This window comes from Streptomyces sp. NPDC012637 (genome assembly GCF_042954805.1).
GTDB lineage: Bacteria > Actinomycetota > Actinomycetes > Streptomycetales > Streptomycetaceae > Streptomyces.
Window position 1 is genome coordinate 1,577,300 of record NZ_JBIBDS010000001.1, and the last position, 23,055, is coordinate 1,600,354.

General features: G+C 72.8%; 16 protein-coding genes. 7 read left to right on the forward strand and 9 right to left on the reverse strand.

Going from position 1 to position 23,055, the window contains the following annotated elements; all coding sequences use genetic code 11:
- Positions 1-17: 17 nt before the first annotated feature.
- Positions 18-269 carry a helix-turn-helix domain-containing protein gene (locus ACFY8W_RS07160; RefSeq protein WP_391101233.1) on the reverse strand — a complete coding sequence of 84 codons (252 nt, stop codon included), beginning with the start codon at positions 267-269 and terminating at the stop codon, positions 18-20.
- A 33-nt stretch (positions 270-302) separates the two neighbouring features.
- Between ACFY8W_RS07160 and map the strand changes: the two genes are divergently transcribed.
- Complete coding sequence (map, locus tag ACFY8W_RS07165) at positions 303-1,070, forward strand: type I methionyl aminopeptidase (RefSeq protein ID WP_391101235.1); 768 nt, start codon at positions 303-305, stop codon at positions 1,068-1,070.
- Between the two features lie 102 nt (positions 1,071-1,172).
- Complete coding sequence (locus ACFY8W_RS07170) at positions 1,173-1,706, forward strand: NUDIX domain-containing protein (RefSeq protein ID WP_391101238.1); 534 nt, start codon at positions 1,173-1,175, stop codon at positions 1,704-1,706.
- Between the two features lie 116 nt (positions 1,707-1,822).
- Here the strand turns inward: ACFY8W_RS07170 and ggt are convergent, their stop codons facing one another.
- Positions 1,823-3,631: a gamma-glutamyltransferase gene (gene ggt, locus ACFY8W_RS07175; protein ID WP_391101771.1), complete on the reverse strand. Its 1,809-nt coding sequence runs from the start codon at positions 3,629-3,631 to the stop codon at positions 1,823-1,825.
- Positions 3,632-3,749: 118 nt separating this feature from the next.
- Between ggt and ACFY8W_RS07180 the strand changes: the two genes are divergently transcribed.
- Positions 3,750-4,481 (forward strand): hypothetical protein, encoded by a 732-nt coding sequence (locus ACFY8W_RS07180; RefSeq protein WP_391101240.1) that lies wholly within the window; start codon positions 3,750-3,752, stop codon positions 4,479-4,481.
- Here the strand turns inward: ACFY8W_RS07180 and ACFY8W_RS07185 are convergent.
- Positions 4,435-5,700, reverse strand: coding sequence for a cytochrome P450 (locus tag ACFY8W_RS07185; protein ID WP_391101242.1), 1,266 nt, complete (start codon positions 5,698-5,700; stop codon positions 4,435-4,437). The genes ACFY8W_RS07180 and ACFY8W_RS07185 overlap by 47 nt on opposite strands.
- 148 nt (positions 5,701-5,848) lie before the next feature.
- Here ACFY8W_RS07185 and ACFY8W_RS07190 point away from each other — a divergent pair, with 148 nt between their 5' ends.
- From ACFY8W_RS07190 to ACFY8W_RS07200, 3 genes are all read left to right on the forward strand, one after another.
- Positions 5,849-6,382 carry a hypothetical protein gene (locus ACFY8W_RS07190; protein WP_391101244.1) on the forward strand — a complete coding sequence of 178 codons (534 nt, stop codon included), beginning with the start codon at positions 5,849-5,851 and terminating at the stop codon, positions 6,380-6,382.
- A gap of 202 nt (positions 6,383-6,584) precedes the next feature.
- Complete coding sequence (locus ACFY8W_RS07195) at positions 6,585-7,760, forward strand: Ig-like domain-containing protein (RefSeq protein ID WP_391101246.1); 1,176 nt, start codon at positions 6,585-6,587, stop codon at positions 7,758-7,760.
- Between the two features lie 124 nt (positions 7,761-7,884).
- On the forward strand, positions 7,885-9,447 hold the full coding sequence (locus tag ACFY8W_RS07200; protein WP_391101248.1) for an alpha/beta fold hydrolase: 1,563 nt from the start codon (positions 7,885-7,887) through the stop codon (positions 9,445-9,447).
- Positions 9,448-9,496: 49 nt separating this feature from the next.
- Here ACFY8W_RS07200 and ACFY8W_RS07205 read toward each other — a convergent pair whose 3' ends face one another.
- The 6 genes from ACFY8W_RS07205 to ACFY8W_RS07230 all read right to left on the reverse strand — a co-directional run bounded on the left by ACFY8W_RS07205 (position 9,497) and on the right by ACFY8W_RS07230 (position 15,566).
- Positions 9,497-9,934 (reverse strand): DUF6278 family protein, encoded by a 438-nt coding sequence (locus ACFY8W_RS07205; protein ID WP_391101250.1) that lies wholly within the window; start codon positions 9,932-9,934, stop codon positions 9,497-9,499.
- 191 nt (positions 9,935-10,125) lie between these two features.
- A complete protein-coding gene (locus tag ACFY8W_RS07210; protein ID WP_391101253.1) occupies positions 10,126-10,905 on the reverse strand; it encodes an exodeoxyribonuclease III in 780 nt (259 codons plus the stop codon).
- 55 nt (positions 10,906-10,960) lie between these two features.
- The gene (locus ACFY8W_RS07215) at positions 10,961-11,593 is read right to left on the reverse strand and encodes an MBL fold metallo-hydrolase (protein ID WP_391101255.1); all 633 of its coding nucleotides are present in this window, start codon (positions 11,591-11,593) and stop codon (positions 10,961-10,963) included.
- 201 nt (positions 11,594-11,794) lie between these two features.
- Positions 11,795-13,057: an alpha/beta fold hydrolase gene (locus ACFY8W_RS07220; RefSeq protein ID WP_391101258.1), complete on the reverse strand. Its 1,263-nt coding sequence runs from the start codon at positions 13,055-13,057 to the stop codon at positions 11,795-11,797.
- Between the two features lie 192 nt (positions 13,058-13,249).
- Entirely contained in the window at positions 13,250-14,437 is a 1,188-nt protein-coding gene (locus ACFY8W_RS07225) for an FAD-dependent monooxygenase (RefSeq protein WP_391101260.1), read from the reverse strand.
- A gap of 73 nt (positions 14,438-14,510) precedes the next feature.
- A complete protein-coding gene (locus tag ACFY8W_RS07230; protein ID WP_391101262.1) occupies positions 14,511-15,566 on the reverse strand; it encodes a methyltransferase in 1,056 nt (351 codons plus the stop codon).
- A gap of 327 nt (positions 15,567-15,893) precedes the next feature.
- Here ACFY8W_RS07230 and ACFY8W_RS07235 point away from each other — a divergent pair, with 327 nt between their 5' ends.
- The gene (locus ACFY8W_RS07235; RefSeq protein WP_391101264.1) at positions 15,894-23,051 is read left to right on the forward strand and encodes an amino acid adenylation domain-containing protein; all 7,158 of its coding nucleotides are present in this window, start codon (positions 15,894-15,896) and stop codon (positions 23,049-23,051) included.
- Positions 23,052-23,055: the final 4 nt, after the last annotated feature.

The following is a 23,055-nucleotide window of genomic DNA, read 5'->3' on the forward strand; positions in this document are numbered from 1 at the left end:
CGGGGCCGTGGCCGCCCCTACACCGGCACCAGCGCGCAGCGCGTCACGAGCTCGTCCATCGACAGGCCGAGCACGCCGGCGAGCGCGGCGACCGTGAAGAAGGCGGGGGTCGGGGCGCGGCCGGTCTCGATCTTGCGGAGGGTCTCCGCGGAAAGGCCGGCGGAGGCGGCGATCTCGGCCATGGAACGGTCGCCGCGGGCCTCGCGCAGCAGCTGACCGAGGCGTTCGCCGCGCTCGCGCTCTTCGGGGGTGAGGGGTGTACGCACCATGGCGCCCATTCTAATACCGGTATAGTAATTGGCATGGTGGAGATCAAGACCGATGCGACCCTGCTGGTGATGCGCGAGGCGGGGCGGGTGGTGGCCCAGGCCCTCGAGGCCGTACGGAACACGGCGGTGCCCGGGGTGACGCTCGCCGAGCTCGACCGGGTGGCGCGGGAGGTCCTGGCGGCCGCCGGGGCCGGCTCGCCCTTCCTGGACTACCACCCCGACTGGGCCCCGACGCCCTTCCCCGCGGTGGCCTGCCTCTCCGTCAACGACGCGATCGTCCACGGCATCCCGGACGGCACCCGCCTCGCCGACGGCGACCTGGTGAGCGTGGACTGCGGGGCGGTGCTCGACGGCTGGGTCGGGGACGCGGCCGTGAGCTTCACGATCGGCCGGGCGCGCCCCGAGGACGCCCGGCTGGTCGAGACGGCGTACGAGGCCCTGGAGGCGGGCATCGCGGCGGCCGTGGTCGGCAACCGCGTCGGGGACATCGCCCACGCCGTCGGCCGGGTCTGCCGCAAGGCCGGCTACGGCATCCCGGACGGCCTCGGCGGCCACGGCGTGGGCCGCACGATGCACGAGGGCCCGGACGTCCCCAACGAGGGCCGCCCGGGCCGTGGCATGCCGCTGCGGCACGGGATGGTGATCGCGATCGAGCCGATGCTGATCGGCGGCGGTCGCGACGACCACTACACGGCACGGGACGGCTGGACGATCCGCACGATCGACGGCTCCCGCGCGGCGCACACGGAGCACACGGTGGCCGTCACGGACGACGGCCCGAGGATCCTGACGGCGCTGTAGGGACGGTCCGGCGGATCACGGCCGATGCCGTGACCGCGCACCCCGCAGAGCCCGGCGCGGACACTGCGCGGACACTCCGCGGGCTCCGGGATACTCGGCGCCATGACGAGCATCCCGGAGCCCGCACCCTTCGACAGGCTGAAGATCCGCGTCAGCGCCCTGGTCTACTGCGAGGACGAGGTGGCCCTCATCCGCCGACGGCGCCCGGGCTCCGTCCACTACACGACCATCGGCGGCAACGTCGAGGCCGGTGAGGCACTGCCGGACGCCCTCGCCCGGGAACTGCGCGAGGAGTTGGGCCTCGACGTCGCCCGGGCGGAGGGCGGCGAGCTGGTCTGGGTGGTCGACCAGCGCGTCAGCCGTCCCGGCCCGACCCCGCCGCCGCGGAAGCTGCACCTGGTCCACCGCTTCCGCGTCACCCCGGAGGTCCGTGCCGGCCTGGCCACCGTGGAGTACGACGAACTGCCGGGCGGCGGCACGGAGGAGGGCCGGATCGTCTGGGTCGACCACCGTCGCACGGCCGACCTGCCGGTCTTCCCGCCGGTCGGCCCCCAGCTCGCGCGCCTCGGTCCCCGCACCGCCGTCACCGACGCGGCGCTTCCGGCCGTCACCGACGACAACTACCGCTGGGTGTGACGACGTGACCGGGCGAGGACGTGACCGGGTGAGGACGTGACCGGGTGACGGCCTGACGGACTGGTCGCGTGACGGACCGACGGAGTGACGACGCGATCGGTGGTACGGCGCCGTGGCTACGGTGCCGGCCGCACCACCATCGCCGATCCGCCGCCCCTGCGGACCGTCTCCGCTGCGGCCAGCCAGCGGCCGTCCGGGAGGCGCTGGACGCCGGTGGCCGCGCCGATCTCGGGGTTCTGGCGGAAGCCGTGGCCGATGGACTCGAGGGCGGGCTTCAGGGGGCTGTTCCAGAGGCCCGGTTCGAGTTCGGTGGTGGTCTGGTTGCGCTGGCTGGCACGCGGGGCGGCGATGGCGTCGACCAGGGGCAGGCCGCGGTCCACGACGCCGGTCAGGGTCTGGAGGACGGTGGTGATGATGGTGGCGCCGCCCGGGGAGCCGAGGGCGAGCACCGGGCGGCCGGTCCCGTCGAGGACGATCGTCGGCGACATCGAGGAGCGCGGGCGCTTGCCGGGGCCGGGGAGGTTGGGGTCGTGCACGGCCGGGTTGGCCGGTGCGAAGGAGAAGTCGGTCAGCTCGTTGTTGAGCAGGAAGCCGCGGCCGGGGACCGTGATGCCGCTGCCGCCGGTGGACTCGATCGTCAGGGTGTAGGCGACGACGTTGCCCCACTTGTCGGCGACGGTGAGGTGGGTGGTGTTCTCGCCCTCGTAGGTGGTGGGGGCGGCGATGCCGCCGCTCGCGCAGCCCCCGGCCGGGTCGCGCGGGTCGCCGGGCGCCAGGGGGCTGGTCAGTGCGGCGTCGTCGCGGATCAGACAGGCCCGGGAGTCGGCGTACCGCTGGGAGAGCAGGCCGCGTACGGGCACGTCCTCGAAGGCCGGGTCGCCGACCCAGCGGCCGCGGTCGGCGAAGGCGATCCGGCTCGCCTCGATGAAGCGGTGCAGATAGCCGGCCTGCGAGGCGCGCGAGAGGTCGGTGGACTCCAGGATGTTCAGCGCCTCGCCGACGCTGGTGCCGCCGGAAGAGGAGGGCGCCATGCCGTACACGTCGAGGCCCCGGTAGGAGACCTTGGTGGGGCGGCGCCGGATCGTCTCGTACGCGGCGAGGTCACGCTCCGTCAGGTCGCCGGAGCGGACCACCCGGGTGGCGCCCGCGCGGACCGGAGGCTGCTGGACGGTGTTCACGATGTCCCGGGCGAGCGGGCCCCGGTAGAGCGCGCCGACGCCCTCCCGGCCCAGTTTCTCGTACGTACGGGCCAGGTCGGGGTTCTTGAAGACGGAGCCGACCACCGGCAACTGCCCGCCGGGCAGGAAGAGTTCGGCGGATGCCGGGAAGTCGCGGAAGCGGGCCTCGTTGCCCGCGGTCTGGGCGCGGAAGGTGGCGTCCACGGTGAAGCCGTCCCGGGCCAGTCGCTCGGCCGGTTCGAGGAGCTTCGCGAGCGGCTTGCTGCCCCAGGCGTCGAGCGCGGTCTCCCAGGTGGCCGGCGTGCCGGGGGTGCCGACGCCGCGGCCGCTGGTCATGCCCTCCTCGAAGGGGATGGGCCTGCCGTTCTCGACGAAGAGGTTCGCGTCGGCGGAGGCGGGCGCGGTCTCGCGGCCGTCGATCGTGTGCACCGTGCGGGTCTTCGCGTCGTAGTGGACGAAGTAGCCGCCTCCGCCGATGCCCGCCGAGTAGGGCTCGGTCACCCCGAGCGCAGCGGCCACGGCGACCGCCGCGTCGACCGCGTTCCCGCCCTTCCGGAGCACCTCGACGCCGGCGGCGGAGGCGTCCGCGTCGACGCTGGCGACGGCTCCGCCCCAGCCGGCGGCGACGGGCACCTTCGCGGGGGCCGGGTGGTGCGGTGCGGTGGACGGTGGCGCGGCGGCGCCCACCGACAGCACCGTCGCGGCGACGGTGAGGATCGACCCGTGGCGTACGGCGCTGCGCCGCAACCGAAACTGCATCCCTACCTCCAGTCAACGACCGTCCGCGCAGCGTAACTTCCGCCCGTACCTCCCGTCAGGACCGCCACTCGAACAGTCGACCGGTCGCCCAGTAGCATGCGCGCCCATGAACGAAGACCTGCGCAATGTGGTGCTCGGTGTCCTTGCCACGGGCATCAGCGGCTCTCTCGGCTGGCTGACCCGTACCTACGCCTGGCGTCGCCGGCTGCGCAGGAAGCAGTCCTTCTTCGGGCTCCCGAGCGGCTCCGACTGCCTGCTGGTGGTCAACCGCCAGGCGGGCAGCGAACGTGCGGTGCACGCCACCGACGTGTCGGCGCTGCTCGAGCTCTCCGCCCTGATCAAGGACTGCGGGGCGCGGCTGCGGATCGTGCAGCACGACTCGGCCCGGCGCGGGCTCGGCGAGACGGCGGAGTTCTGCATAGGCGGCCCCTACTCCAACCAGCGCATGGCCGCCCATCTGTCGAACCTGCTGCCGGGGTTCACGATGAACGTGGAGTCCGAACCCCGGGAGGACCGGGGGATGTTCACCATCGGCGACCGGACCTACCGCGCGCAGTGGGGCGTCGCCGAGTACGTCGTCCTCGCCCGGTTGACGGGCGGCGAGGGCGAGCGGCCGGTGTTCCTGTTCTGCGGGCAGTCGGCGGTCACCAATCAGGCGGCGGCCCGCTATCTGTCCCGGAACCACGAGGCGCTGGCTCGCACGCACGGCCGGAACGGCTCGTTCGTGCTGCTCCTCAAGGTCGTCAACTCCGATGCGTACGGCCCCGATGTGGTGGAGCTGGTGGCGGACATCACGCGCGAGGCGCGCACGGCTCCAGCCGCAGTGGAAGCGACTTGATCCCGTTGATGAAGTTGGAGACGAGGCGCCGGGGCGGCCCGGCGGGCGCGAGGCCCGGCAGCACGGCGCGCACCTCCTCGTAGAGGACCCTCAGCTGGAGCCGGGCGAAGTGCGCGCCGAGACAGACGTGCGGGCCGTCGCCGAAGGAGACGTGCGGGTTGGGGGTGCGGGCGAGGTCGAGCCGTCGCGGGTCGGCGAAGACCCGCTCGTCGTGGTTGGCGGAGGCGTGGAACACGACGACCTTGTCCCCGGCGGCGATCGGCACCCCGGCCAGCTCGGTGGCGCGGGTCGCGGTGCGGCGGAAGGAGAGGACGGGCGGGTGCCAGCGGAGGAGTTCGTCCACGGCGGTGTCCGTCCCGACGTCCCCGGCCCACAACATGCGCTGCTGCGACGGGTGTTCGGCGAGGGCCAGCAGACCGCCGGGGGCCGCGCTGCGCACGGTGTCGTTGCCCGCGACGGTCAGCAGGAAGAAGAACATCTCCAGTTCGGCGTCCTGGAGTTCGGTCCCTGCGAGCACGGTCATGATGTCGTCGGCGGGGTGCGCCCTTTTGTGGGCGGCGAGTTCCTGCGCGTAGCCGAACATCTCGGCGAGCATGGCGGGTGAGCGCGGGTTGACCGGCCGGCCCCCGGCGTCGAGGACCGGCGGCTCGTCCGGGTCCTGGTAGGCGATGACCCGCTCGGTCCAGGTGTGGAGCAGCCCGCGGTCGGCGGCGGGCACGCCGAGGATGTCGGTGAGGTTGAGCAGGGCGTAGTCGTCGGTCACGGCCTTCACGAGGTCGATCTCGTCTTCGCCCGACTCCCTTGCGGTGGTGAGGAGTTCGCGTGCCCGGGCGCGTGCGGTGGCGGCGAACCGGTCGATCCTGCGGGGAGTGAAGGCGCGGCTGACGAGCCGGCGCAGCCGCCCGTGGTGAGGTGGGTCCTGGTTGAGCATCATCCGCCGGATGAACGGCAGGTCGGCCGGGTCGGGGTCGCGGATCTGGGTGGCTCCGAGGTGCGAGGAGAACCCCTCGGCGTCCTTGAGCACCCGTACGACGTCGGCGTGCCGCGTCACGGCCCAGAAGCCGGGTCCGGCGGGCCAGCCGAGTATCTCGCGTTCCTCCTGCCGGACGACCGGGTGGTGGTCGCGCAGGGTGCGGAAGCGGTCGTGCGGGATCCCGGCGGCGTAGATCCGCGGGTCGAAGACGTCGGGGACGGCCCCGGGTGCCTCGCTGTCGCCCACCGGCCCTCCCGTCGGAGTGAAGACGTCACCATCATGACAGGTCAGAGCCGGTTTTCGTAGGACGGAACGCACAGTTCGGGAGCCTTGTCCGGGCTGTCCCCCGACTCCCAGAATCTCCACTCGTGCATCACACGGAGACAGGGGGCACATGGCGAACGCGGGGAACACGGGGAAGACCGACCAGAACGCGGTGCTGCGGGCGCGGGTGCTGTTGCTGGGGTCGGGCGAGCCGGGCCTGTGGGAACGGATCGGGGCGTACCGGGTGCTGGCGGAGGTGAGCCCGAGGGCCTATCTGCCGAAGCTGGCGGACGCGCTGGTGGAGCGTGGTCAGGAGCTCGGGGATCCGGAGGTGAGGGTGCGGCTCTTCGCCGAGGCGGTGGAGGCGGCACAGCGGATCGAGGCCGGTGCGCCGGGCCGGGCGGAGCGGCTGCGCCAGGCCCTGGACGCCCACCAGGGGGCCCTTTTCGCGCTCGGCCGGCAGGACGAGGGGCGCGCGGCCTGCCTGGAGCCGGCGGCGGCCGGGTGGAGTGGCCGGCCGGCCCGGGTACCGGCCGAGGAGGGGCGGTTCGAGGAGGGGCGGTCCGAGGAGGCCGCGGAGCTCAACGAGCAGGCCGTACGGGACGGCGTGCGGGACGGCGTCCGGGGGCGCCCGACGGCCCGGGACGCCTCGCCCGGGCGCTGACCGACCGCGCGCTGTTCTTCGCCGCGGCGCGGACCTTCGGACCCGCACACGCGGACTTCGCGGAGGCCGTCGCCCTCCTCGACCGCCTCTGACGTCGCCCATCTCACATCCGACATCGCAGGAATAGGGCACATGTACGGAACCATCTCCGGCCGTCGGGACTCTCTCCCCTCGTAAGAGATCACCACCGGAGGTCGTTCCCGTGAGCCGTATACCCGTGCCCGCCGCCCTGTTCGTCACCGCCGCGCTCGCCGTCACCCTCGGCGGGTGCGGTGGCGGGGCGGGGGGCCCGGGCGGGGCGGGAGGGTCCGCGGAGGAGGCGCCGCGGACGCGGGTCTCGGTGAACCTGACCGGCGAGCGGGCGAAGGCCGGTGCACCGGTGGTGGTGACGCTCGCCGAGGGGCCGCGGCTCCAGCAGGTGACGGTGACGGACGACAAGGGCGGGAACCTGGCCGGAAAGGTCGGGGCCGACGGGAAGACCTGGACCTCGCTGCGTCCGGCCGCGCCGGGGACCTCGTACGCCGTCGAGGTACGGGACACGGACGGCGGCAGCGCCAAGGCGTCGTTCGCCACCGCCGAGCCGGAGCGGGTGAACAAGCTGACCCTGGCCCCCGGCAAGAACACCACGGTCGGCATCGGCCAGCCGCTGTCGATCGTCTTCGACCACCCGGTGAAGAACAAGGCCGCCGTGGAGCGGCAGTTGAAGGTGACCACCTCGAACGGCACCGAGGGTTCCTGGGGCTGGATGCAGGACTGGTCGGGCAAGGACCGGGTGGACTGGCGGCCGAAGGAGTACTGGAAGCCGGGCACCAAGGTGACCCTGAACGCCGAGCTCGACGGCATCGACTCCGGCGGCGCCGGCGGCTGGTTCGTGCGCGACTACACGACGGGCTTCACCGTGGGGAGGAACCAGCTCGTCAAGGTCGACCTGGACGCCCACCGGCTGAAGCTGCTGCGGGACGGACAGGTCGTCAAGGACGTGCCCATGTCGGCCGGGACGCCCGGCGGCGAGAAGGCCTCGTGGCGCGGGAAGACGGTGCTGATGGCGAAGGAGGGCACGATCAACATGCGCTCCGAGACCGTGGGGCTCGGGGACGCCTACGACAAGATGGTCGACTACTCGATGCGACTGACCTGGTCGGGGATGTACGCGCACGCGGCGCCGTGGAACGCCGCCTACTTCGGCAACGCCAACAAGAGCTCGGGCTGCATCGGGATGAGCGACGCGAACGCGCGGTCGGTGTACGAAGCGGTGCAGGTGGGCGACCCGTTCGAGATCACCGGCTCCGACGCCAAGGGCACGCAGGCCCTGAACAACGGCTACGGCGAGTGGAACCTGTCCTGGGCCGACTGGCAGACCAAGAGCGCCCTGCGCTGACGCGCCGTTCCCCCAATCGTTACCCATGCGTAACTTACCGACCGGTTACCTCGGGTAAGCGGCCACGGTTACCGTCGGGTCACTTTCACTGCCCCCCATTCAGTGAACCAGTGAGGAGTGACCCGTGCGCACAGCGCTGACCTTCGCCGTCTCGGCCGCCCTCGTGGCCGGCACGACCCTCGGGCTCGCCCCCGCCGCCGGCGCGGCCACCACCGCCGAGTCCGGCGGCACCCTGCGCTTCGTCGACATCGCGGGCGAGGGCGGCATCGTCCTCAAGGCCAACGTCGTCACCCCGGCCGGCGCCGACGGCTCCACCCGCTACCCGGTGATCGTGCTCCCGACCAGCTGGGCCATGCCCCAGGTCGAGTACCTCGCCCAGGCCCAGAAGCTCGCCGACTCCGGCTACGTGGTGGTGAGTTACAACTCGCGCGGCTTCTGGCAGTCCGGCGGGGAGATCGAGACCGCCGGACCGAAGGACATCGCGGACGCGTCCCTCGTCATCGACTGGGCCCTCGCCCACACGCCCGCCGACCCCGCCAAGGTCGGCATGGCGGGCGTCTCGTACGGCGCGGGCATCAGCCTGCTCACCGCCGCCCACGACAAGCGGGTCAGGGCCGTCGCCGCGCTCAGCGGCTGGGCCGACCTCATCGACTCCATCTACAGCGGCCGCACCCAGCACCTCCAGGCGGCCGCCCTCCTCGGCGGCGCCGGATACCTCACCGGCCGGCCCGGTCCCGAACTCCGGCAGATCCTGGGCGACTTCCTCTCCTCCAACCTGGACAAGGAGGACGAGATGATCGCCTGGGGCCGCAAGCGGTCCGCGGCCACGTACATCGACGCGATCAACGCCAACCGGCCGGCGGTCATGCTGGGCAACGCCTGGGGCGACACGATCTTCCCGCCCAACCAGTTCGCGAGCTTCTACGAGAAGCTCAGCGGTCCCAAGCGACTGGAGTTCCGCCCAGGCGACCACGCCACCGCGGAGGCCACGGGACTGCTCGGACTGCCCAACGACACCTGGACCAGCGCCCACCGCTGGTTCGACCACCACCTCAAGGGCGTGGACAACGGCGTCGACCGCGAGCAGCCGGTCCGGCTCAAGCCGCGCTCCGACGCGGGCTACGAGGGCTACCCGGACTGGAAGTCCGTCAACGCGGCCCAGCGGAAGTTCGCGCTCACCGACTCCGAGCACGTCTGGGCGAACATCGACTCCGGCGCCAACGGCGGCGTCGTGATGCTCTCCAACCTCCTTGACCAGTTCTTCCAGGCCCCGCCGACCGCCTCGGTCCCGCTGCTCCCCCGCGCCTTCGCGGCCGTGTGGCAGTCCGGCCGGTCCGACTCCGCGCAGCGGGTGCGCGGCACCGCGCGGCTGCACACCACGGTCACCCCGACCGCGGAGAGCGGCACCTTCGTCGCGTACCTGTACGACGTGGGCCCGCTCGGCATCGGCAAGCTGATCACCAACGCCCCGTACACCTTCCACGGCAAGCAGCCGGGGCAGCCGTTCGCCGTCGACCTGGACCTGTTCTCCACGGCCTACGACGTGCCGGCCGGGCACCGGCTCGCGCTGGTCGTCGACACCGTCGACCCGCTGTACATCGAGCACAACCCGACCGGCGCGCAGCTGACCTTCTCCTCGCCTGCGGCCGATCCGAGCTACGTGTCGGTGCCGTTGCGGGCGGAGTGATCACCGGCTGCAGCCGGGCGGGCAGGGCCCGTGCGGGGCGCCCGGGGGCTCAGAACTCGGCGGACTCCGCGTAGACCTGGGAGAGCTCGGGCGTCCCCGTCGCGGCCCAGTCGAGCCCTGCCGCCACCACGTTGATCTCGCGGCCGGAGGCCAGCAGCACCACCGGCTGGCCGTCCGGCCGGAGCCGCCATCCGGCGCCCGGCACGGTCCGTACGAGCACGGTGCCGAGATAGAGGCCGGCGTCGTTCCCGACCCAGGGCAGTTCCTCCGGGTCCTCCCGCCAGCGCGGCGGCAGCTGGTCGAGCGCCGCGAGCGAGCGCGGCGTGTCGTCGAGCGCCACCCCCGCCTCCTGGGCACGGGCGCGCAGCAGCTCGCACTCGGCGAGCAGTTCGGCGGCTCCCTCCGGATCCCGGTCGAAGACCGAAACCAGAGGGGACCGTTCCGCTTCATGTTTCTTGCGCCAGTTGTCCAGGAAAGGAATGTTCATCCGAACAGCGTCCCATTTCCCCCTTGGAGGGCACCACCCGGCACGCGGAGATCACCGGGCCGTGACGGCGCGGCCGGACGACGCCGAGGTCGCCGGCCGTCGAGGCTCCAGGGCCCGCCCGGCAGGGCCGGCGGGCGGGTCTTCCGGGTCTTGCCGGCGTCCCGACGCCCGCCCGATCCGAAGGAAGCGCCCTAGACGTCGAGGTCGACGACGACCGGGGCGTGGTCGGAGGCGCCCTTGCCCTTGCGCTCCTCACGGTCGACGTAGCTGTCCTTGACCGCGTCCGCGAAGGGCTTGTTGCCGTAGACCAGGTCGATGCGCATGCCCTTGTTCTTCGGGAAGCACAGCTGACGGTAGTCCCAGTACGTGTACGGGTGGTCGTACTTCAGCGGGCGCGGCACCACGTCGCCGAGGCCGGCCTCGCGCAGCCCGGCGAGCGCGGCCCGCTCCGGCTCGGTGACGTGGGTGGCGCCCTCGAACAGGGAGATGTCCCAGACGTCCTCGTCGGTCGGGGCGATGTTGAAGTCGCCGAGCACCGCGAAGGGCCGGTCGCCGGCCGCGTCCTCGGCGACGGCGGCCTTCAGGGCCTCCAGCCAGCGCAGCTTGTACGCGTAGTGCTCGTGCGCCACCTCCCGGCCGTTCGGCACGTAGACCGACCAGAGGCGGACCGGGCCGCAGGTCGCCGAGATGGCCCGCGGCTCCTGCAGGCTGTCGTAGTCGGGTCCGCCGGGCAGCCCCGTGACGACGTCCTCCAGGCCGACCCGGGAGACCAGGGCGACCCCGTTCCACCGGCCGGTGGCGTTGACCACCGACTCGTACCCCAGCTCGCGCAGCTCGTCGGCGGGGAACTGCTCGGCGGTGCACTTGGTCTCCTGGATGCACAGCACGTCGGTGCCGGTGTTCTCCAGCCAGGCCAGGAGCCGGGGCAGCCGGGCGGTGATCGAATTGACGTTCCAGGTGGCGATGCGCATGTGCGCAAGCCTAACGGCGGGGTGTGACAACCGGCGGTCCGCGGCGCCGGGCCGGTCAGAGCTCGGCGGAGTCGCCCGGGGCGAGCCTGCGGTGGTCGGTGCCGCCGAGGGCGCCGATCTGGCGGTCGTAGATCGGCCGGGCCAGGTCGGTGAGGAGCGCGTCGTGGATGTCGTACGCGCGGACCGGCTTGACCTCCCGCACGTAGTCGATCACCTCGGAGATCTTGTTCCACGGGGCCATGACCGGCAGGAACAGGGTCTCCACCGGCCGGTCGGGCACGGTGAGCGCGTCGCCGGGGTGGAAGACGGTCCCGTCGACGAGGAAGCCGACGTTGGTGATCCGCGGGATGTCCGGGTGGATCACCGCGTGCAGCTCACCGTGCACCTGTACGTCGAAACCGGCGGCGGAGAACGCGTCGCCGTCGCCGACGGTGTGGACGCGGCCGGGGAACGCCGCCGTCAGCTGCTCGGCGACGCTCCGCAGCGCCCACAGCTCGGTGGCCGGGTCGGCGTCGAGGGCCGCCCGCAGCCGTCCCTCGTCGAAGTGGTCCGGGTGCTCGTGGGTGACGAGGAGGACGTCCGCGCCGAGCGCGGCGTCCTCCTCCGTGAACATCCCGGGGTCGATGACGAGCGTCCGTCCGTCCTTCTCCAGGCGGACGCAGGCGTGGGTGTTCTTCGTCAGCTTCACGGCCGCAGCCTAGGGCCTGCCCGGTGCCCGGGCGGTGGGACGGAACCAGGGCGTGTCTTGCGGATCCTGGCCGGCGTTCCGGCGCCCGGCCTGATCCGCAGGACACGCGCCCAGGCCGTCCCTTGCGGATACCGGCCGGGTCCGCGGCGTCCGGCACGGCGACCTCGCCGGCCTGTCCGGCCCTGATCCGGAAGAAGCGGCCTAGGCAGGCGGTGTGGTGTCCTCCTCGATCACGCGGCGGACGACCCGCAGGGCGCTCTCCGCCGCGGGCAGCCCGCAGTAGACGGCGGTCTGGAGGAGGATCTCGCGCAGCTCGGCCGGGGCGAGGCCGTTGCGGAGCGCGGCCCGGGTGTGGTCGGCGAGGGCCTCGTGGTGGCCGCCGGCGATGAGGGCCGCGAGGGTGACGGCGCTGCGGGTGCGGCGGTCCAGGCCGTCCCGGCTCCACACCTCGCCCCACGCGAAGCGGGTGACCAGGCTCTGGAAGTCGGCGCCGAACGGATCGGCCAGGGCCTCGTCGACATGGGCGTCGCCGAGCACCTCCCGGCGCAGCTTGAGGCCGCTCTCGTACGGGTCGGGGCGGGTCTCCTCGTCCTCGTCCGGCGACGCCGGCTCGATCTCGGCCACCGGGACGACGGGGGCGGAGACCGGCGGCATGCCGGGCGGGGTCAGGGCGCCGTGGGTGTCCTGGGCGAGCGGCGCGAAGTGGCCGGTGAGCAGCTCCGTGACGGCGGCGGGCTGCTCGACGGGCGCGAGGTGGGAGGCGCCGGGAACGACGGCGAGCCGGGCGTCGGCGATGCCGGCGACGAGGGTGCGGGCCTCGGCGGGACCGGTGATCCGGTCGTCGGCGCCGACCAGGACCAGGGCGGGCACGCCGATCCGGTCCAGGGCCTCGCGGACGTCGAAGACGGCGAGTGCCTCGCAGGCGGCGATGTAGCAGCCGGGGTCGGTGGTGCGGACCATCTGTACGGCCCAGTCGACGATGGCGGGCTGGGCACCGGCGAAGGCGGGCGTGAACCACTGCTCGGGCGCGGTACGGGCCATGGGCTCGAGGCCGTTGGTACGGACGAGCACACCGCGCTGCCGGAACTCGTCGGCGCTGCCGAAGCGCGGCGAGGTGGCGACGAGGGCCAGGGACGCGACCCGCTGCGGCGCGCGCAGCGCGAGGTCGAGGCCGACGGCGCCGCCGAGGGAGCAGCCGGCGTAGCAGAAGCGCTGGATGCCGAGCTCGTCGAGGGTGGCGAGGAGCCGGTCGCCGAGCTCCGCGACGGATCCGGCCGGCTGCGCGGGCGCGCCGCCGTGGCCGGGCAGGTCGAAGCGGACGACCCGCCAGGTCCTTGTGAGCTCGGGTATCTGCCGGTCCCACATGTGCCAGGTGGTGCCGAGCGAAGGTCCCAGGACCAGGACCGGGGCGTCGTCTCGGCCGTCGACGCGGTATTGGAGGGTGTTCGTCGGTGTCTCACTCACCCGCCCGACCCTCTCATCTCCCGCCGGGGCCCCTGCGGCTGGGGTCGGAATGGCACGGTCCGTCCCGGGCCCCGCCGCGCGCGGCCGTTCGGCCTCCTCGGGGGCGTCGGTCCCCAACGGGTCGAGGGGGAACGGCGGGTCGGACGGATCCATGGCGTGCTCCTGGCGGATGCGGGCGGTCGCCGGTGGCGGTCAGCCCAGCGGGGGCCAGGTGAGGACCGCCTCGTTCTGGCTGGTGAACCTGGACAGGGGTGCGAAGCGGAAGTAGAGGTCGCGCATCCGGGCGGCGACCGGGCCCTCCAGCTGCTCGGTCTCGCTGAGCGCGCGGGCGGCGGCGACCAGGGCCTCGGTCCGCGGCCTGCGCTCGTCCTCGTAGCCGCGCAGGGCAGCGGACGGGTCCGTGGCTCCCCTGAGGTGCTCGGCGAGGACGACGGCGTCCTCGATGGCGAGCGCCGCGCCCTGGCCGAGGCTCACGAGCATCGGGTGCGCCGCGTCCCCGAGCAGGGTCATGCGTCCGCTGCCCCACCGCCGCAGGAAGGGGCGGTCCTGGGCGGTGATGCGGACGATCGTGTCCTCGGGCGTGACCCGGATCGCCTGGCGCACCTCGTCGGCCCAGCCGGCGAAGAGTCCGGCGATCTCCTTCTTGCCGAAGTCCTTGCCGTACGGGCGGCCTTCGGGGGTTCCCGCGGGGACGTTCTTCGTGCCCCACCAGTACGCCCGGCCGTGGCCGATGTCGGCGAGGCCGAAGCGCTGGCCCCGCCCCCAGTAGTGGGCGGCGTAGCCCTTGGTCAGCCGCGGGTGGCTGAAGGGCACGGTCGCCAGCCAGCAGACGTAGTTGCCGGGCCGGGGTTCGTCGGCGGACGCCACCTGCCGGCGGATCGCGGAGTTGAAGCCGTCCGCGCCGATCAGGATGTCGCCCGCGGCCTTCCGCCCGTCCTCGAAGGTCACCTCGACGCCGTCGTCGCCGGTGACGAACTCCTTGGCCGCGGCGTTCAGTTCGACGGCCTGGTCGCCGCCGATCGCGTCGAGGAGCGACTGCTGGAGATCGGCCCGGTGCACGGCGTAGTTCGGCGCGCCGAGCCGGTCCGCGAGGTCGCGGAACGGGATCGCCCTGATCGGCCGGCCGCGCCTGGTCAGGAACTTCAGCTCGTCGAAGACCTCGCCGCGCTTGTCCAGGCTCGGGGCGATGTCGACATCCAGGCTGCGCAGGGCCAGGATCGCGTTCGACATCAGGGAGACCGCAGTGGTCCCCGGACGCAGCTCGGGAGCCCGTTCGAAGATCTGGACCTCGACACCGACCCGGCGCAGCGTGGCCGCGGCCGCGAGACCGCCGATCCCGGCCCCGACGACGAGGGCCTTGAGTGTGGGGTGCTGCGTCATTTTCCCGCTCCTCTCGGCCGGCCGCCGGTCGGGCGGCCGGCCATCGCTTCGGCGACTTTCCGGGGCTTACCGCTCAGCCGGCCACGGGCTTGCGGGCGCGGAGGATGACGTCGAACCGTCCGGGGTGCAGGCGGTCCACCGGCTCGAAGCCCGCCTCGGTGAACCACTGCTCGAATTCCCGGGGCGTGTACGTGCGGCCCTCGGGCGACGCGACGGTGTGGACGTACGCCGACATGAACGCGGCGTGCGCGGGGCCGGTCTCCTCGTCGTCCTGGGCGACGGCGACGATCACCATGTGACCGCCCGGCTCCAGCGCGCGGTAGGTCTTCGCGAAGAGGTCGCGGACCTGCTCGGGGGACCAGATCTCGAGGAACCGGGAGTACACGACGCAGTCGTGGGACGACGTGGGGAACTCGTCCGCCATGATGTCGGTGCCGACCGCGCGGACCCGGTCGGACAGACCGGCCTCGGCGATCCGCTCGTTGGCCATCTTCGCCACGTTGGGCAGTTCGAGGATGGTCGCCCGGAGGTGCGGCCAGCGCTGGGCGAAGCCGATGGAGTTGGTGCCGGTGCCGCCGCCGACGTCCAGGACGCGCTGGTACGCCGAGAAGTCCACGGCCTCGACGAGGTCCTCGACCACCGAGCGGCTCTGGTGCTCCATCATGGCGGTGAACACCTTCTCGAGGTTCTCGTCCTCGGCGAGGCGCTCGTAGAGCGTGGTCGCCGACGAGCCGGCGAGCAGTTCGCGGTGCAGACCCAGGTTCTCGTTGTTCACCAGCGACTCGTAGAGCCAGGCCACCGGCCGGTACAGCATCTCGTGGGTGTAGCGGACGATGACGGGCATGAAAGCGTCCTGATCACCCGCCAGGAGATCGGTCGCGGGCGTGTTGTGGTACCCGTCGCCGTCCTTGCGTACGAGCTCGAAAGCGCTGCAGCCCAGCATCAGCACATGACCCGCGCGTTCTTCGAGACCCAGCTCAGTGGTGATCTCGTCGAGAGTGCTGCCCGGCCGTTCCTTGAGCAGGGTGAACAATTCCAGGCGTTGTGCGGCATGCAGGAACGGAAACCGGAAACTTGTGTACACCAGTTTCCACAGCTCGTCCATGGCGGTCGCCGACGGTTCGGTCATGGTGATCCCCTTCAGGTTTCGACGCCGAAGAGGCAACAACAAACTCCGGTGGTCACACAAGGCCCCTCGGGCCGGGGACTTCTCCGTCGGTGGCGTGAATCGTGTGGTGCTTCCTCCCGCATCCCTGCACTTAGCGGCGCCGGAGCCGCACCTGCGACCCGTAACCCGTTCGCCCACAAGACCGAAAAGCTTTCCCGGAAAAGCCCGCCAGCCAAGTACTCCGACTACCAGGATTCCCGCGCTCTGGATGTGTTCCGCACGGCCGGGCAGGATCGGGCGCGGATCAGCAGACTTTGTGCGTGCGAGGGGACCGAGCTTGTGAATGCCATGGCGCATATCCCACTGACGGCGTATCAGCGTGACGTCTGGGCGGCCAATTCCAATTTTCCGGAGAATCCCCAGTTCAACTGCCAGATCTACGACAGCTTCCGGGGCTCCGTCGACCTCGGCGTCCTGGCGGAATGCCTGCACCGGGCGGCCGGGGCCGCCGACGCCTTCCGGCTGCGTTTCGGCGAGGTGGAGGGCACGCCCCACCAGTGGCTCGCCGACGCGCCCGAGGTCCGTACCGTCGACCTGAGTGCCGAACCGGATCCGGCGGCCGCCTGCCGCCGGTGGATACGCGACTCCTTCGACCGGCCCTTCGACCTGGGCGGCGGACGGACGTCCGAGCTGACGCTCCTCGTGGAGTCCGGCTCCGTCGTCCACGCGCACGTCAAGGCCCATCACATCGTCGCCGACGCCTGGGGCCTCAACCTCTTCATGACGCGGGTCCGTGCCGACTACGAGCACGTCCTGCGCACCGGTCTCCCGCTCACGGCCGACGCCCCGCAGTACGCCGACTTCGTCCGCGCCGAGAGCGCGTACCGCGCCTCTCCGGAGCACCAGGCGGACCGGGACTTCTTCCGCGCGTCCATGGCGGGCGTCGTCCCCGAGTTCTTCCCCCGCAAGGAGGCCAGCGGCGCACGCCGCAGCGCACGCCACAGCTTCGTCATCGAGCGGGCCCTGGTGAACCGCATCCGCGAGCGCGGCGAGTCGGTCTTCGCGTTCGTATCGGCCGCCTTCTCCGTCTACCTCTCCCGCGTGCTGCGCACCGACGAGGTCGTGCTCGGCGTCCCCCTGCTCAACCGGCCCGCCGACGAACAGCGACGCACGGTCGGCCACTTCGCCAACACCCTGCCGCTGACGGCCCGCCCGTCGGGCCGCAAGACCATGACCGAGCTCGTGGCCGAGGTCCAGGGCGCCACCCGCGCCCTCAAGCCGCACGAGCGGCTGGCCCTGGGCGACGTGCTGCGGGACCTCGGCCCGCACGGCGGCGACGGGCCGCGCCGCCTGTTCGACGTGACCGTCGCCCACCTGCGCTGGCCGCGGCAGCAGGAGATCCCCGGCCTGTCCTATGGGACCGTGGTGCAGGCCCGCGCCCACGACACGGACGCCCTGGCGGTCGTCGTCAACGAACTCGACGACGTCAGCGACCTCCTCGTCGACATGGACTACGGCTGCGACGTCTTCGACGAGGACTTCCCCGTCGAGGCGGTGGGCCGCCACCTGAAGGCCATCGTCGAGCGCACCCTGGACGCCCCGGACCGGCCGCTCGCCGAGATCTCCATGCTGGGCGCCGACGAGCGGGCGGCCCTCGTGGACGGCTGCAACGACACGGCCCGGGACTACGCCGCGGACCGGACGCTCCACGGGCTGTTCGAGGAGCAGGCGGCCCGCACCCCGGACCGTACGGCCGTCGTCGACGACGTCACCGGGCAGTCGCTCACCTTCGCCGCGCTCGACGAACGGGCCGACCGGGTCGCGCGGGTGCTGCGGGAGCGCGGCGTACGGCCCGGTGACCGCGTCGCGGTGCTCATGGAACGCTGTCTGTCCCTGCCGGCCGCCATCCTCGGCGTACTGAAGTCGGGCGGCGCCTACACGCCGGTGGCCCCGGACTACCCCGCGGAGCGGATCCGTTTCCTCGTCGAGGACTCGGGCGCCAAGGCCGTCCTGGTCGCAGGCGGCGCGGCCGGTGCGGCGGTGGCCGGCTTCGGCGAGGTCCCCGTCCTGGACGTGGAGGAGCTCCCGCGGCTCTCCGGCGCGCCCCTGGAGCCGGCCGCCGGGCCGCGCGACCCGGCCTACGTCATCTACACCTCGGGCTCCACGGGCAGGCCGAAGGGCGCGGTCGTCGAGCACCGTTCGGTGATCAACCGCCTGGCCTGGATGCAGCGCCGCTACCCCCTCGGCGAGGGGGACGTCCTGCTGCAGAAGACGCCCGTCTCCTTCGACGTCTCGGTGTGGGAGCTGTTCTGGTGGGCCGTCGAGGGGGCCTCGCTCGCCCTTCTGCCGCCGGGCGGCGAGAAGGACCCGCGGGAGATCCTGCGCACGATCGCCCGCCGTCGGGTGGGCGTCGTCCACTTCGTACCGTCGATGTTCGCCGGCTTCCTCGACCTCCTCGAGGACTCGCCCGCGCTGCTCGACGACGCCCGCTCGCTGCACCACGTGTTCTGCAGCGGCGAGGCGCTCCCGCCCGTCCTGGTCGACCGCTTCAACCGGCTCTTCGCCCGGGACGGGAGGACGGCGCCCCGCCTCGTCAACCTGTACGGGCCGACCGAGGCCACCGTCGACGTCTCCTCCTTCGACTGCCCCGCCGACCCCGCACGGCCGGTGGGCCGGGTGCCGATCGGCCGGCCCATCGACAACACCCGCCTGTACGTGCTCGACGCGGACGGCGGCCCGCAGCCGGCCGGCGCGCCCGGCGAGCTGTGCATCGCGGGCGTGGGCGTGGCCCGCGGCTACCTGAACCGGCCGGAGCTGACCCGGGAGAAGTTCACCGACGACCCGTTCGTGCCCGGCGGCCGCATGTACCGCACCGGCGACCTGGTGCGCCGCCTGGCGGGCGGCGACCTCGAGTACCTGGGCCGGATCGACGGACAGGTGAAGATCCGCGGCAACCGCGTCGAACTGGGCGAGGTCCAGGACCGCCTGGCGACCTGCCCCGGCGTCCGGGCGGCGGCCGTCACCGACCACCGGTCGGACGGCCGCGGCACCTTCCTCGTCGGCTACTACACCGCCGACGAGGAGCTGGACCCGGCGGTGCTGCGCGGTCACCTGGCCGCCACCCTGCCCGGCTACATGATCCCCGCCCACTTCCGGCGTCTCGACGCGATCCCGCTGACCCCGAACGGCAAGACCGACCGCCGCCGGCTCCCGGCGCCCGAGCTGTCCGCGGCCGCCGACGAGGCGCCGCGCGACGAGGTCGAGGCCGCGCTGGCCGCCGTCTGGTCCGAGGTGCTCGGCGTGGAGCGGGTGGGAATCCACCAGAACTACTACGCCCTGGGCGGCGACTCCATCCTCATGCTGAGGATCCGCGCCCTGGCGGAGAAGCGGGGCGTCCACTTCACCCTGGCCGACCTGGTGCTCGACCCCACGGTGGCCGGTCTCGCCGGACGCGTGCGCGGCTCGGCCGCCCCGGCGGACGCGGCGCCGCTCGAACCCTTCGCCCTGGTGCCGGCCGTGGACCGGGCCCGGCTGACCGGTCTGGCCGACGCCTATCCCGCGACCCGACTCCAGCTCGGCCTGCTCTACCACAGCCGCGAGCACGAGAACTCCGCCGTGTACCACGACGTGTTCCGCTACTCACTGCGCCTCCCGTGGCAGGAGGAGGCGCTGCGCACGGCGTTCGGCCGGCTCACCGCGCGCCATCCGGTGCTGAGGACGGGCTTCGCCCTGGCCGGCTTCTCCGAGCCCCTGCAGACCGTCCACCCGCAGGTCGACGGCGGGCTCGAGACCGTCGACCTGCGCGCGGCCGGTGCCGAGGAGGCCGAGGCGGTCATCCAGGCGCACATCGAGGAACGCCGCCACCACGCCTACGACTTCGAGCGCCCGCCGCTCCACCTCTTCCGCGCCCACGCGCTGCCGGACTCGGTGGAGCTCGTCCTCAGCTTCCACCACGCGATCCTCGACGGCTGGAGCGTGGCGACCCTGGTCCGGGAGCTGATCCAGGACTACCTGCACGAGCTGGGACGTGACGTGGAGCCCGTCGCGGACGGTCCGATTCCGTCCGCCGCGCACTACGTGCTCGACGAGCGGCGGGCCCTGGCCTCCGAGGCCGGCCGGAGCTTCTGGCGGCACAAGCTCGCCGGGGCGGAGCCCGTGCAGTTCGACGGCTTCCGCCCGTACGAGGCGCCGGGCTCCGAGGGCGTCTTCGCGCACCGGGTGGAGCTTCCCGACGGGCTCGGGGAGGCGCTGCGGCGCCTCACCCGGGAGCGGTCCGTTCCCGTCAAGTCCGTGCTGTTCGCGGCGCACTGTCTGCTGCTGCGGCTGTTCGGCGGCACGGACGACGTGGTGACCGGCCTGGTCATGCACGGGCGGCCGGAGCTCGCCGGTGCCGACCGGGTCGCGGGCCTGTTCCTCGGGACGACGCCCATCCGCATCGGTCCGGGCCGGCGCAGCTGGCTGGACGTGGTGCGCGAGGCCCATCTGCAGGAGCAGGAGGCGCACCCCCACCGCCACTACCCGCTGAGCGCCATCCAGGAGGACCTCGGCGGCGACACCGTGGTCGAGACGGCCTTCAACTACGTCAACCCGCGCGTCCTCAGCGAGCTGCTGCAGAACACCGGCGTGGAGCTGACGGACTTCCGCACCTACGAGGAGACGAACTTCAAGCTCCTGGTCAACGCGGTCGTCGACCCCGCGGACAAGCGGATCTGGCTGCGCATGGACCACGACGGCCGCGTCTTCACCCGGACGCAGGCCGAGCAGCTGGGCCGGGTCTACCTGGATCTGCTGCGCCGGATCGTCGAACGGCCCGACGAGGCCGTCGACTTCGGCTTCCTCGCCGAGGCCGTCGCGCCGGCACCCCGGGACGCGCTGCCCGCCCTGGTCACCGACCGTTTCGACGAGCGGGTCGCCACGACACCGGACGCGATCGCCGTGGCCTTCGAGGACCAGCGGTGGACCTACCGGCGGCTCGGCGAGGCCGCGGACCGGGTGGCCCGGCGCCTGGTGCGCCTGGGCGCCGGGCCCGGGGCACACGTGGGGCTGGCGATGGACCGCTCGCCCGAGGTGATCGCGGCGGTGCTCGGCATCGCCAAGGCGGGCGCGGCCTGCGTCCCCATGGACGTGACGTATCCCGCGGAGCGGCTCGCGCTGATGGTCGACCGCGCGAAGCCCTTCCGGGTGCTCGCTCCCGAGCGGCACGCCGCCCTCTTCCCGGGCGCCGAGGTGCTGCCGCTGGACGAGGCGCTCGCCGCGGACGACGGCCGGGAACCGGTGGCGCTGCCCGCCGTCGACGGGGAGACGACCGCGTACATCCTGTTCACGTCCGGGTCGACCGGTGAGCCCAAGGGCGTGATGCTGCCGCACCGGACGCTGGCCAACTACATGGAGTGGCAGATCCCGGCGGCCAGCGGGGCGGCCGGCGGGAAGACGCTGCAGTTCGCGCCGCTGAGCTTCGACGTCTCGTTCCAGGAGATCTTCTCGACGCTGTGCGGCGGCGGGACCCTCCAGCTCGTGCGCGAGGAGGAGCGGCGGGACATGCCCGCGCTGCTGCGGCTGCTCGACCGGGAGGCGGTCGAGCGGGTGTTCCTGCCGTACGTCGCGCTCCAGCAGCTCGCCGAGGCGTCCGAGGCCCTCGGCATCCGTCCGGCCGCGCTGCGCGTGATCGTGTCCTCCGGCGAGCAGCTGCGCGTCACGGACGAGATCCGCCGCTTCTGCGCCGCCGTGCCGGGAACGGTGCTGGAGAACCAGTACGGCCCCACCGAGACGCACCTGCTCACCAGCTTCACGATGTCCGGCGACCCGGCGGAGTTCCCGGCGCTGCCGCCGATCGGCAGGCCCCTGGACGGCATCGACCTGTACGTGCTCGACGCCGACATGCGGCCCGTGCCGCCCGGCGCGAAGGGCGTCATCCACATCGGCGGCGTGTGCCTGGCCCACGGCTACCTGGGGCGGCCCGACCTGACCGACGAGCGCTTCGTCCCCCATCCCTGGGGCCGGCCGGGCGAGCGCCTGTACCGCACCGGCGACCTGGCCCGCCTGCTGCCGGGCGGCGACCTGGTCTGGCTCGGCCGGGAGGACTCCCAGGTCAAGGTGCGCGGCTTCCGCGTCGAACTGGCGGAGGTGGAGCTGGCGCTGACCAAGCTGACCGACGAGTACCCCGGCGTCCGGGAGGTCGCGGTCGTGGCCCGCCACCGGGACGGCGCCGACGCCTTCCTCGCCGCCTTCCTGGTCGGCGAGGAGGGAGCGGCACCGGTCGACGACCTCAGGGCGCGGCTGCGCGGGCTGCTGCCCGACTACATGGTGCCCTCGCACTTCGCGTGGCTGCCCGCGCTGCCGCTGACGCCGAGCGGGAAGCGGGACGACGCGCAGCTGCGCCGCACGGCCCTGGCCTCCCGCGTGGGCGCCGGCCGGGTCGCGCCGCGCGACGACCGGGAACGCGCGCTGGCGGAGGTCCTCGCCGAGCTCCTGCACGTGCCGGAGGTCGGTGTGCACGACGACTTCTTCGCGCTCGGCGGCACCTCGTTGACGGCGATGCGGCTCGTGGTGTCGATCGAGAAGCTCTTCGGGGTCAACGTCCCGCTGTCGGCCCTCATCGCCACTCCCACCGTCGCCGGGCTCGCGGAGCGGTTGCGGGAGCGGGAGGCGGGCGTGGCCTACGACCCGGTCGTCCCGATCCGGACGACGGGCAGCCGCCCGCCGATGTTCCTCGTCCACCCGCTGGGCGGCAACGTGCTCTGCTACCTGGGGCTGACCCGGCACCTGCCCGAGGACCGGCCGGTGTACGCGCTCCAGGCCGCCGGCACCCACCCGGGCGTCGAACCGTCCGACTCCGTACCGGAGATCGCCGCCCGCTACCTGGAGGCCGTCCGGCGGGTCCGGCCCGAGGGCCCGTACGTCATCGGCGGCTGGTCGTTCGGCGGGTTCATCGCCTTCGAGATGGCCCGCCAGCTGCGCCGTACCCATCCCGAGGACGTCGCCTCCCTGATCCTCATCGACCCGATCGCCGTCGCCCCCGGTGAACGGCCGGACATCGCCGACGGCTCACTGCTCGAGTGGTTCTTCTGGGAGCTGCTGTGGATGGAGCAGGGCGGCCAGACGCCGCTGGAGGCCATCCCCGAGGGCCTCGACGCCGACGGCAAGTTCGACTTCGTCGTGGAGCGCGCCACGGCCGCGGGCATCCTGCCGGCGGAAGGCTCGCGGAGTGCGGTGCGCCGTCTCTTCGCGATGTTCAAGGCGCACTGGCACGCGCTGCTGACCTACCGTCCCGAGCGGAGCCACGAGGACCTGGTGCTGCTGCGGGCCACCGCTCCCCTGCCCGAGGTGCTGCAGCCGATGCACGGGGCGGCCCACAGCCTCCACGAGGACCCGTCGAACGGCTGGCGGGAACTGACCACCGGCCGGGTCGAGGTGGTCGAGGTGCCCGGCGACCACCTGGTGCTCCTGGAGGAGCCGCACGTCGCGGCCGTGGCCGAGCACGTGGCACGGGCGGCGGAGGGTCTGTAGCAGG